The organism is Burkholderia sp. LMG 13014 (assembly GCF_905232215.1).
In the GTDB taxonomy this organism is placed as follows: Bacteria; Pseudomonadota; Gammaproteobacteria; order Burkholderiales; family Burkholderiaceae; genus Burkholderia.
The window spans coordinates 1-10,015 of sequence record NZ_CAJNKE010000037.1 but is presented as its reverse complement, the minus strand read 5'-3'; the positions used below and the strand labels follow the sequence as shown (position 1 = coordinate 10,015).

Here is a 10,015-nt window from a genome sequence, read left to right as displayed (position 1 = left end):
ATGGCGCTGTCTACAGATCCGTCGAAGCGCGACAGCCAGATGGTCCGCCTGAAGGCGATGAAGGCCGGCATGAGCGAAGACCAGTACAAGGATTGGCTGCTGGCGCACTTCGGCGTGCGCTCGGCCACCGAGCTGTCGGCCAAGCAACGTCGCGAGGCACATGCACGGCTGCACAAGCTGCTCGACTCGATGAAGCCGCAGGCCGTTGCTGGTGCATGGAACGAACCGCAGCTGCGCAAGCTGTCCGCGTTGTGGGAGCAGCTCGCGGCGTGCGGCGCGGTGCGCGTGAACACGGCCGAAGCGTTGGAGTCGTGGGCGACAGGCCGTATCCCGACGCTTGCCGCGCTGCGCTTCGCTCGCGCCGACCAGCTGCAGTATCTGATCGAAGCCGCGAAGAAATGGTTGCTTCGCGTGCAACCTGATGCCGAAACGACCGCATGAATACGCCGCCCCTCATCAACCGTGCTGCGCTGCCCGAGTTGCTGCGCGAACTCATCGACTGCGTTGGTGAGGCGGCTGCGTTCGCGCTGATCGACTGGCGCGGCGGCGCGTACCTGTCGGTGCCCAAGCGCGTCGATCCGCAGCACATGCTGGTCGAGCACATTGGCCCGGTCGCGTTCGTTGCCCTTGTCGAGCGCTTCGGCGGCGAGACTGTCATGCTGCCGAAGAAGGACGCCGTGACGCGCCAGCAACGCCATCAGATCGTTCGCCAGCTCCGCATGGAACGCCTCACGGTAGACCAGATCGCGATCCGCACCGGGTACACGATGCGCCGCGTGTTCCAGATTCTCGGCGAGCATCCCGCAGAACCGTCCAGCGGCGACCTGTTCGAGTGATCGCCGCTCCCTCCAGCCAGACCCTTTTCAAAAAGCGCTGAAACGTCATCAAAAACCGCTGATGACCTGTTGGACGACTCTACGGTCGTCCGACCCCGCCAACGGCTCCTAGGCCGTTTAAATCCGTCGCCCTCCCAGATCGTCACAGAGAACCATTTGCTTGTGAAATGGTTCACCATTTTTTCCTGATCCGCGCCCCGCAGACTGCGAGGCATGGACACGACCACTTCTCCCCAAGCCAAGGGCCTCGCCAACTGGATCGAGGTGTTTCGCGCCGGCAACCATGTTGCAGCTGACGGGCGACCAATCAGCTTCTCGCGCGCCGATCTCGACCAGATGGTCGCGAATCACGCGTTGGGCGCAGCGCCCGCCGTGCTCGGTCATCCGAAGCACAACGATCCGGCCTATGCATGGACGGCTGAGCTGAAGCGCGACGGCGATCTGCTGTTCGCACGCTTCGAAGACATCAACCCGCAGTTCGAAGCCGGCGTCGAGTCCGGCGCGTACCGCAACCGTTCCGTGTCCGTGTTCAAGGACCAGCAGCGCGGCTGGCGCGTGCGCCATGTCGGCTGGCTCGGCGCAGTCGCCCCCGCGATCGACGGCCTGCGGCCGGTCGAGTTCGCCGACGGCCAGGAGTATTTCGAGTTTGCCGCGCCCGGTGTCACGCAGCTCGGTTGGGGGCTTGAAACGGCTGCCCGCCTGTTCCGTGGTGTTCGCGAATGGCTGATCGGCGACCGTGGCCAGGACGTGGCCGATGCCGTGGTGCCCAACTGGCAGATCGATTCCATCGAAGAAGCTGCGCGTGCGGCAAACGACGTTGAGCCCGTCGTCGCAGCTTCCGCTTTTTCTCACCCCGGAGGTAACGACGTGACCATCACGCAGCAAGACCTGGACCGCGCGCGCCAGGAAGGCATGAACCAAGGCCGCGAAGCCGCAACCGCTGAATTCAGCCAGCGCATCACCGAAGCCGATGCCCGTGCTGCTTCCATCGAAAGCGAGCGCCGCGCCGAACGCATCTCGACGCAGATCGCTGGCTGGGTCAAGGAAGGCCGCGTGCTGCCCGCCGAACAGTCCGGCCTGGCCGAGTTCATGGCGCAGATTGAAGCCGGCGGCCAGTCGTTCGAATTCGCCGCCAGCAACGGCACCGTGAAGAAGACGCCCGCGCAGTGGTTCGCCGAGTTCATGTCGGCACGCGCGCCGGTCGTGAAGCTGGGCCAGCGCGACATCGGCGACGCACAGACCGATGCCACCGACCCGCAGGCGATCGCGAACGCGGCCACCGAGTTCATGAAGAGCCAGTCCGACAAGGGCATCACGGTGTCGTACGCCGACGCCGTACTGCATGTCAGCAAGGGCTGACGCTCGCTGCAACGCCTTTTACCGACACCCTGACAGAGGATTCACATGCTGACCAACAAACGCATTCTGGTTGCGAACTACGTCGCATCCGCCGCGCTCGGCGCGCATCTGCTCGCCGCATACGGCGACGCGGACGATCACGCAACGGCGCCGACCGGCGCGGCTGGCGAAAAGCTGCTGGGCGCCACGACCGACGTTGGCGCGGCTGCGGGCGAGCGCATCGACGTCGTGCTGCTCGGCCCGACGCCGGTGATGTACGGCGCGGCCGTCACGCGTGGCGACCGTATCAAGGCCGACGCCCAGGGCCGAGCCATCCCGGCCGCTACAGGTGATGCATCGATCGGCGAAGCGCTGCTGAGCGGCGTTGTCGGCGACATCGGCTCGGTGCTCATCGGTCGCTGATCGCGACGATAACCGGCCACCCCTCGAATCACTCTATACCGGAGCTATCCATGCCCAGTCCGTTTCCGATCGATCCGCAGTTGACCGCCATTGCAGTGATCGTGCGCAACCAGGCGATGATCGCCGATCAAGTTCTGCCGCGTACGTCGCCGCTCGCGAAAACGCAGTTCGCATACCAGTACTACCCGCCGGCCCAGCAGTTCACTGTTCCGGACACGAAGGTCGGCCGTCGCTCGCAGGTCAACCAGGTCGAGTTCAACGGCGAGCGCCTGCAGGCCGAAACCGAAGACTACGGCCTGGATCATCCGCTGCCGCAGACCGACATCGACAACGCGCCGAACAACACCAGCCTCGAAGCGCTCACGACCGAGATGCTGGCCGGCCTGATCCTGCTGGATCGCGAAATTCGTGTGTCCCGTACGGTCTTCGATCCGGCGACGTACAAGGGCAATGCGGAGAACGTCGCGGCAACCGATCGTTTCGACAACCCGAACAGCGATCCGCTGGAATTCCTGCTCGACGTGCTCGACCGCCCGATCATGCGCCCGAACGTCGCGGTGCTCGGTCAGTCGGAGTGGCGCGCGCTGCGCACGCATCCGGTGATCGCGAAGGCAGTTCACGGCAATGCTGGCGACAAGGGCGCGGCCACGCGCGAGCAGGTCGCCGAGCTGCTGGAAATTGACCAGATTCTGGTCGGCCGCGCTCGCGTGAACCTGTCGAAGCCGGGCCAGCAGGCCAAGATCGCGCCGGCCTGGAGCGGTGGCATGTCGCTGCTGTACCAGGACACCGCAGCGGCCAAGGTCGCGGGCGTGGTCGACGGCGCCAACGTGACGTTCGGCTTCACGGCCGAGTACGGCACGCGTATCGCGGGTGCCCAGTTCGACGACCGCATCGGCCTGCGTGGCGGTCGCCGCGTGCGTGTTGGCGAATCCGTCAAGGAAATCGTCTGCGCGCCGGAGCTGGGTTTCTTCCTGAAAGACGTCATCACGCCGGCATAACAACCGCGAGAGAGCGCCAGCGACCCCGGCCGACGTGGATGTGCGGCGTCGGCCGGGTGCAGGCAGGAGAGATCATGAGCGAGAAAACCTATGAAGTGCTGGAGCCCGTTCGGATTCATCGCAAGTCGCGTGCTGTGGGTGCGTTCGTTGACGCGCACCCCGATCACGTCCGCGACCTGGTGCGCAGCGGCGTGCTGCGCGAAGTCGGTGCCACAGGCGGAGATCGGACGGCCGGCAACGGTTCGCAGCTCGAAGCCGACACCAGTTCCGGCACCGCGATGGACGCTTCCCAGTCGAGCACGTCGGCTGGGAGTGAAGGTGCCCCGCAAGGTGGCGAAGGCACGAAAGAGCCGGTGAGCGAAGCCGCGAAAGGCCCCGTCGCTCCGCCCGCCACGAAGTCGGCGAAGACCAGCGCGACGCAGCCTGCTGCGAAGCGCGGTGCCGCCTCGAAGGGCCGCAAATGAGCGCGTACGCCACGCTGACCGAGTACGTGCAGGAGTTCGGCCTGGAAGAAACCAGCCAACTGCTGCGTGATGAGGAAAGCGAGCTGCTCACGCCCGAGCTGCTGCGCGAAGGCGTCGCCGGCGAGTACGCGCCCGATCGCACCGACGATGAGCGTGCTACGTGTGACCAGGCGATGGCCCGCCTGACTTCCATGCTGGCGCAGTCCAGCCGGTTCATGGATGGCTATCTGCGCGCCAATGTGCGGCTCCCGCTGGACCAGGCCGACATCGACCAGACGCCGCTGAAAACCTGCTGCCTGTCGCTCACGCGCTGTTCGCTGCAGGACGATCCGGACAACGCAACCGAGCAGCAGGAAAAGCGCTGCAAGTACTGGAACGATTGGCTGCGCGACGTTTCGACCGGCAAGGTGCGGCTGCTGCCGCCGCCCGCCGCGAGCGGCCGCCGCGTGCTGTGGGGCAAGGTGCCGAGCGCCTACAACTGGGATAGGTACGGGAAATGAACGGCGTTTCGGTGCAATGGGCATTCGACGACAGTTCGATCCGTCGTCACCTGGCTGCAATCGGTGGCGCGACGTTCGATCGTGTTCGCCAGGACATTGGCGAATACATGCTCGGTCAGATTCAGGATCGCTTCGACTATCAGCAGCTTTGGGACGGTTCGGCCATGCCGCAGTCGCGCGCGGCGACTGCGCGTGGTGGGAAGACGCTGATCGATACGACCCGGCTCTACAAGAGCTACGTCTATCGCCTGGTCAGCGGTGGGCTCGAAATCGGCAGCAACGTTGTGTATGCCCGCATCCAGCATGAAGGCGGCGATGCTGGTCGCGATCATTCGGTGCACATCGATGCCCGGCCTGTGCTTGGTGTTAACGAGCGCGACGCCAACGTGATCGGCGACATGCTGCTCGACGCGGTGAGGATGATGTGATGGCGCACGCACTGATGTCCACGGCGATTCTCGACGCGATGAAGGATGAAATCCGGGCGCGCATGGGATCGCAGTTCAAGACGGTCGAGGACTACGGCGGCCAGTTTGACGAAGAGGAAGTGTCGTCGAAGTCGTTTGTTGCACCGGCCGCTTTCACGACGTGCCTGGGATGGCGCAAGTCGCCAGCCAGTGGGAAGTACCTGGGCAGCAAGTACGTGTGGGAAGCGCGCTTCGCGGTCTTCATTGTCACGAAGAGTGCAACGCGGCCGCAGCGCATGCGCGACGCGATGGTCCGCGCCGAAGTGCTGTCACGCGTGTTCCAGTCATGGGTCTATCCGCAATGCACCGGTCGACCCGAAGGGCTGATGGCCGAGAACCTATACAACCGGAAGCTCGACGCCAAGGGGCTGACGGTCTGGATGGTTGCGTGGTGGCAGGAAGCCGAGTTCGAAGGCGTTCCGGCAACCGCCGATCTGCCGGAGCTGGAAGTGGTCGACATCACGAGCGATCCGACCATCGCGCCGCAGACCACGCCGGGCGAACTGCCCGATCTGATCGTCGAGCATGAAATCAAGGGAGTGAGATATGGCAGTGAAACCTAAGACCGGCGCAGGTGTCGCCGATGCAACCGGTGACGTGGCGACCGATTACGACGTTGCCGTGACGACGACCAGCTCGAAGAGCATGCCCGCGCCGCGTATGGGGCAGTTGATTACGGTTGTGGCCGGCCCTGGTCGCCACGTCGTCAACCGCGAGTTCGGCGGCGTCTACAGCGAGACCGATGCGATGCCGGCCACCGTCAACCCGCGCATCCTGCGGCTGCTGGACGATGAAGACCTGATCCGTCAGGCCGACGCGCAATAACGGGCCAAACGCACTTTCAACGACCATTTAAGGGACATTCGACATGCTGCCGAACCTGCTTTCCGTCAACTTTCTCGTGCCGTTCGTCGCACACAAATTCGATGCCAGCAAGGCAATTCGCGGCCTGGTCGGTATGCCGCGTAGCGTGCTGCTGATCGGCCAGGCCCATCCGCCCGCCGTTGTCGACATCACGAAGCGCCATCGCATCACCAGCGAGTCCGACGCCATCGCGCTGTTGGGCGAAGGTTCGATGCTGCTTGCGATGTGGCGCATGGCGAAGAGCAACGCCGACCTGGGCATCCCGATCGACGTCGTGATCGTCGCCGACGACGCTACCGCGATCGCAGCAACGGGCAAGGCCACGATCACGATTGCCGGCGAACATTCGGCCGGCGAGCTGCCGCTGTATATCGGCGGCACTCGCGTACGCATCGGCGTCACCGTGAACGACACCGCGCAAACGGCCGCCCTGAAGATGGTCAACGCGATCAACGCGATTCCTGCTCTTCCGGTTACGGCGGCCGTCGGCGCTGCTGCTGGTGAAATCGCACTGACCTGCCGCTGGAAGGGAGCGACGGGCAACAGCATCGACATGCGCGGTACGTACTACGCCGACGACTCGGTGCCGCTCGGCGTCGGTCTGACGATCACGCCGTTCTCCGGTGGCGCGGTGAATCCGGACATCACGCCGGTCATTCCCGCCATCAAGGGGATCGCGCCGACCGAGTATGCGATGCCGTACACCGACAGCACGAACATGGGCATCCTGGAGGAAGAGCTGAATCGCCGCTGGGAGTTCGACAACATGAAGGACGGCCAGGCCGTGACCGTCGTACGCGGCACCGAAGGCGAAGTGTCCGCATGGCTGTCGCCGCGCAACAGTCCGATGTGCCACACGATCTGCGTCACGCGCGACCTGACCAACCCGTGGGAAACCGCAGCGGCCGCAGCTGCAGCCATCGAGAGCCATTGCGCCACCGACCCTGCATTGCCGTTCACGGGCGTGGCGCTGACCGGCTACGTGGCCGCGCGTCTTGAGGATGACTGGGAGGTCGAGCAGCGCAACAACATGCTCGTCGCAGGTGGCTCCGTGCTGGAGTCGATGGAAGACGGCACCGCGAACATCCTGCGCATGGTGACGAACTACACGAAGAACTCGGGCGGCGCCAACGACAAGAGCTGGCGCAATCTGAACTGGGTCAAGACGCTGTCGTACTTCCGCTGGTTCACCGTGAACGTGTTCCAGACGCGCTATCGCGGCTACAAGCTGGCGGAGTACATGGTCGATCCGATCCCCGGCCAGAAGATCATGACCGCCTCGCTGGGCACCGACATCATGCTCAACAACTACGAGCAGTTCATCTCGGCCGGCCTGTTCCAGAACATGGAGTACTACAAGCAGACGATGCAGGTCGAGGTCGACGGCACGAACGGCAAGCTGAAGATCATCGACCAGCCCGTGCTTGTCACGCAGCACTACCAGACGGAAATCACGAGCGAGTTCGTCGCCGGCCACGTCTGATCGGTCAGCGTTTTCCGCATTTTTCGATATTCAACGGAGTGAAACATGGCTTGCGATAGCGAACTTTTCCGGGTGGACAGCTTCACCGTCGACGGCGAGGAATGGCCGTTCACCGACGACAGCGCGACGATCGAGGGCGCGGCTGGTTTCGAGCGTGACATCTCGCCATCCTCGAACGGCCAGGACTACACGACGCGTAAGCGCGTGCAGCGCCTCATCAAGATGAAGCTGCAGTTCACGGGCGCGAAGACGCCCGACGACGTCAGCAAGGTCTGCGAAGCCCAGATCGTGATGACGAACCTGCATACCGGTCGGCGCGTGCGGGCCGGCAAGTGCTCGTTCATGAGCATGGGCGAGATCGGCACCGGGCCGGTCGACGTCCAGTTCGCGGTGCTCACGCCGTTCCAGTGGCTGTAACGATCTGCTGAAGTCTCACCTCGGAGGCAGGATTTTTCCTGCCTTCGGCGCATTCAGACCTACCATTTCTGAGATTCCCACCATGAACAAACAGGACATTCATGTCATCACGTTGGTCGACGGTCTGCGTTCGCAGGTCGGCGACAAAGAGGTGCGCTATCGCACCGTGCGCCTTCGCGAGACGACCGTTGCCGACGAGTATGTCGCGATGCAGTTGGCCGAGCGCGTCGTCGACGTGAAGGGCAAGCCGACGCTGTTGGTGTCGGACGATCTTTATCGCATCGCGCTGACGATGCGGCATTGCGAACGCTTCCAGTGCGCCGGCCTGGACGACATCCAGCTCGAGCTGCTGACGCTGGAAATGTTCGGGCGCCTGTCACCGCTCGACCTTGCGCGAATCGAAGAGCGCTGCGTGCTGGTGGATTTGGCCGCCCAGTATCGCCACGGCCTGATCACGAAGGATGCGTTCGATTCGATGCTCGCCGACTCGACCAATTCGGAGAGCGCCGGCCCGCGATCCGAGGGCCAGGCTGCAGAACTGGGAGACGCTGGCGCGGCAACTCAGTCTGGCCCTTCGATGCTCGCTGACTTCGCTGCGCGAGATGCCCAAGGTGCAGCTGATGGCGCAAGCCGCTGACCTGGAACGACTGCATAAGGCCCAGCGCGCTGAAGCGAGGAAGAGACGATGAGCAGCATGACTCTGCGGTACATCATCAACCTGACCGGCGATTTGAAGCGGCGAGCGGCCGAGAATGCGCGCGCCGTCGAGCAGGCCAGCAAGCGTCAGACGACCGCACTGACGAACACGGACAAGGCAGCGCAGAAGACCGAGAAGTCCATCGAGAAAATCGGTGCGAAGACCAACGCCAGCAAGGTCGACGCGGATGCGCGCAAGATGCAGTCCGGATTGAACAACGTGACGACCGCGGCGAATCGAACCACCGGGGCGCTCGGCAGCGTTACAGCGGCAACGCAGCGTGCCGACAGCGCACTCGCCCGGTTGGGCAGCTCGTCGTCGCTCGACCGAACGTTTCGCTACCTGGGCAGCGTGGCGCGCCGGATGAACGATATCCGCCGCGATGCCGATCGCATGGCGGCGGTGTTGGCGCGCGCCGGACAGACGGCCGGCACGATTGCGGCCGGGACGGCTGCTGGCGGCGCAGCTGCTGTCGCTACGCTGAAACGTCCCGTCGAGTTCGATAAGCGCCTCGCGGATATGGTCAATGTCGCGTATCCAGAGAGATCGCTTGCAGGTCGCGTTTCTGGTATGCAAACGCTCGAATCAGCGATCAATCGAGCGGTTCAGCAAGGCGGCGGCAGCCGCGATTCGGCAGCAGACGCGCTCGACAAGATGATCGCGTCGGGGACGGTCAACATCAACGACGCGATGACGATGTTGCCCGACCTGCAAAAGGCCGCGACGGCCGCCAACGCTGACGTTACCGAACTCGCACAGATCGCAATTCGAGGCATGCAGACTTTCGGCTTGAGCGTCGCAGAAGTTCGCGGGGCTCTCTCGAAAGCGGTCGTGGCCGGCCAGGCTGGGGGCTTCGAGCTGCGTGACATGAGCAAATGGCTTCCGAAGCTGATGGCGGCGTCGAGCGGCAAGCTTGGGATGCGCGGACTACCGGACTTCGAGCGTATTCTTTCGTACGCTCAAGCATCGGTCATCACCGCCGGCAGTCCAGACGAAGGCGGAAACAACTTCCTCAACTTGCTGTTGAAGATCAACAGCGCCGATACGGAAAAGGATTTTGCTCGGGCCGGCATCAATTTGCCAAAATCACTTGCCCGAGCGCGTGAGCGCGGCTTTGATCCGGTTTCGGCGTTCATCGACTTCGGGCGCCAGTTCGTCGAGAAGAATCCCGACTACATGAAGTTGCGGGCAAAGGCCGCAACACAGACTGGCGAAGACAAAAAAGCCACATACCGCGCAATGGCGGACATCCTGCAGGGCTCTGCGTTCGGCCAGGTAATTCAGGATCGCGAGGCCACGATGGCTATGGTGGCCGTCATGCAGAATCCGGACTACATCAAGGATGTGTTGTCGAAAGTACGAGCTGATTCCGGCCAAGCCGTCGACTCCAACTTTGCTGTCGTCTCGGATCGCGCAGGCTACAAAGCACAGCAAGTGGCCAACGAAGCAGACATGTCGCGTAGTCGCGTGTTCGAGCAGATCGATGGTCCGCTGAAGTCGGTTCTGACCAGCGCGACGCAACTGGCAC

14 protein-coding genes are annotated in these 10,015 nt (G+C 63.5%); all 14 read left to right on the top strand.

The features are described from left to right. Positions 1 to 441, top strand: a complete 441-nt coding sequence (locus JYJ84_RS07450; RefSeq protein WP_122946833.1) for a regulatory protein GemA — start codon at positions 1 to 3, stop codon at positions 439 to 441. Further along, the gene (locus JYJ84_RS07445) at positions 438 to 836 is read left to right on the top strand and encodes a hypothetical protein (protein ID WP_006484119.1); all 399 of its coding nucleotides are present in this window, start codon (positions 438 to 440) and stop codon (positions 834 to 836) included. Before JYJ84_RS07450 ends, JYJ84_RS07445 begins: the two co-directional genes overlap by 4 nt. A gap of 213 nt (positions 837 to 1,049) precedes the next feature. Next, on the top strand, positions 1,050 to 2,195 hold the full coding sequence (locus JYJ84_RS07440) for a hypothetical protein (RefSeq protein ID WP_122946832.1): 1,146 nt from the start codon (positions 1,050 to 1,052) through the stop codon (positions 2,193 to 2,195). 45 nt (positions 2,196 to 2,240) lie between these two features. After that, positions 2,241 to 2,597 (top strand): DUF2190 family protein, encoded by a 357-nt coding sequence (locus JYJ84_RS07435; RefSeq protein WP_122946831.1) that lies wholly within the window; start codon positions 2,241 to 2,243, stop codon positions 2,595 to 2,597. A 50-nt stretch (positions 2,598 to 2,647) separates the two neighbouring features. Continuing rightward, positions 2,648 to 3,595: a hypothetical protein gene (locus JYJ84_RS07430; RefSeq protein ID WP_006484206.1), complete on the top strand. Its 948-nt coding sequence runs from the start codon at positions 2,648 to 2,650 to the stop codon at positions 3,593 to 3,595. Between the two features lie 74 nt (positions 3,596 to 3,669). Continuing rightward, on the top strand, positions 3,670 to 4,059 hold the full coding sequence (locus tag JYJ84_RS07425; protein WP_006484139.1) for a hypothetical protein: 390 nt from the start codon (positions 3,670 to 3,672) through the stop codon (positions 4,057 to 4,059). Beyond that, positions 4,056 to 4,559, top strand: coding sequence for a phage protein Gp36 family protein (locus JYJ84_RS07420; RefSeq protein ID WP_006484126.1), 504 nt, complete (start codon positions 4,056 to 4,058; stop codon positions 4,557 to 4,559). The genes JYJ84_RS07425 and JYJ84_RS07420 overlap by 4 nt, the downstream gene beginning before the upstream one ends. Further along, positions 4,556 to 4,987, top strand: coding sequence for a phage virion morphogenesis protein (locus JYJ84_RS07415; RefSeq protein WP_012492580.1), 432 nt, complete (start codon positions 4,556 to 4,558; stop codon positions 4,985 to 4,987). The genes JYJ84_RS07420 and JYJ84_RS07415 overlap by 4 nt, the downstream gene beginning before the upstream one ends. Beyond that, positions 4,987 to 5,589: a phage protein Gp37 gene (locus tag JYJ84_RS07410; RefSeq protein ID WP_006484182.1), complete on the top strand. Its 603-nt coding sequence runs from the start codon at positions 4,987 to 4,989 to the stop codon at positions 5,587 to 5,589. The genes JYJ84_RS07415 and JYJ84_RS07410 overlap by 1 nt, the downstream gene beginning before the upstream one ends. Then, a complete protein-coding gene (locus JYJ84_RS07405) occupies positions 5,573 to 5,851 on the top strand; it encodes a hypothetical protein (protein ID WP_006484122.1) in 279 nt (92 codons plus the stop codon). The genes JYJ84_RS07410 and JYJ84_RS07405 overlap by 17 nt, the downstream gene beginning before the upstream one ends. 43 nt (positions 5,852 to 5,894) lie before the next feature. Continuing rightward, positions 5,895 to 7,373 carry a phage tail protein gene (locus tag JYJ84_RS07400; protein WP_122946830.1) on the top strand — a complete coding sequence of 493 codons (1,479 nt, stop codon included), beginning with the start codon at positions 5,895 to 5,897 and terminating at the stop codon, positions 7,371 to 7,373. A 45-nt stretch (positions 7,374 to 7,418) separates the two neighbouring features. Then, complete coding sequence (locus JYJ84_RS07395) at positions 7,419 to 7,790, top strand: hypothetical protein (protein WP_012492578.1); 372 nt, start codon at positions 7,419 to 7,421, stop codon at positions 7,788 to 7,790. A gap of 82 nt (positions 7,791 to 7,872) precedes the next feature. After that, positions 7,873 to 8,427, top strand: a complete 555-nt coding sequence (locus JYJ84_RS07390; protein ID WP_006484197.1) for a phage tail assembly protein — start codon at positions 7,873 to 7,875, stop codon at positions 8,425 to 8,427. A 48-nt stretch (positions 8,428 to 8,475) separates the two neighbouring features. Continuing rightward, the coding region (locus tag JYJ84_RS07385) for a phage tail tape measure protein (RefSeq protein ID WP_205189147.1) at positions 8,476 to 10,015 on the top strand (1,540 nt) is incomplete at its 3' end.

Bases quoted from the DNA above. Each gene is read 5' to 3' on its own strand.
- JYJ84_RS07395 (WP_012492578.1), top strand. From the start codon at position 7,419: ATGGCTTGCGATAGCGAACTTTTCCGGGTGGACAGCTTCACCGTCGAC.
- JYJ84_RS07440 (WP_122946832.1), top strand. From the start codon at position 1,050: ATGGACACGACCACTTCTCCCCAAGCCAAGGGCCTCGCCAACTGGATC.
- JYJ84_RS07415 (WP_012492580.1), top strand. From the start codon at position 4,556: ATGAACGGCGTTTCGGTGCAATGGGCATTCGACGACAGTTCGATCCGT.
- JYJ84_RS07420 (WP_006484126.1), top strand. From the start codon at position 4,056: ATGAGCGCGTACGCCACGCTGACCGAGTACGTGCAGGAGTTCGGCCTG.
- JYJ84_RS07400 (WP_122946830.1), top strand. From the start codon at position 5,895: ATGCTGCCGAACCTGCTTTCCGTCAACTTTCTCGTGCCGTTCGTCGCA.
- JYJ84_RS07435 (WP_122946831.1), top strand. From the start codon at position 2,241: ATGCTGACCAACAAACGCATTCTGGTTGCGAACTACGTCGCATCCGCC.
- JYJ84_RS07390 (WP_006484197.1), top strand. From the start codon at position 7,873: ATGAACAAACAGGACATTCATGTCATCACGTTGGTCGACGGTCTGCGT.
- JYJ84_RS07430 (WP_006484206.1), top strand. From the start codon at position 2,648: ATGCCCAGTCCGTTTCCGATCGATCCGCAGTTGACCGCCATTGCAGTG.
- JYJ84_RS07425 (WP_006484139.1), top strand. From the start codon at position 3,670: ATGAGCGAGAAAACCTATGAAGTGCTGGAGCCCGTTCGGATTCATCGC.
- JYJ84_RS07405 (WP_006484122.1), top strand. From the start codon at position 5,573: ATGGCAGTGAAACCTAAGACCGGCGCAGGTGTCGCCGATGCAACCGGT.
- JYJ84_RS07410 (WP_006484182.1), top strand. From the start codon at position 4,987: ATGGCGCACGCACTGATGTCCACGGCGATTCTCGACGCGATGAAGGAT.
- JYJ84_RS07445 (WP_006484119.1), top strand. From the start codon at position 438: ATGAATACGCCGCCCCTCATCAACCGTGCTGCGCTGCCCGAGTTGCTG.
- JYJ84_RS07450 (WP_122946833.1), top strand. From the start codon at position 1: ATGGCGCTGTCTACAGATCCGTCGAAGCGCGACAGCCAGATGGTCCGC.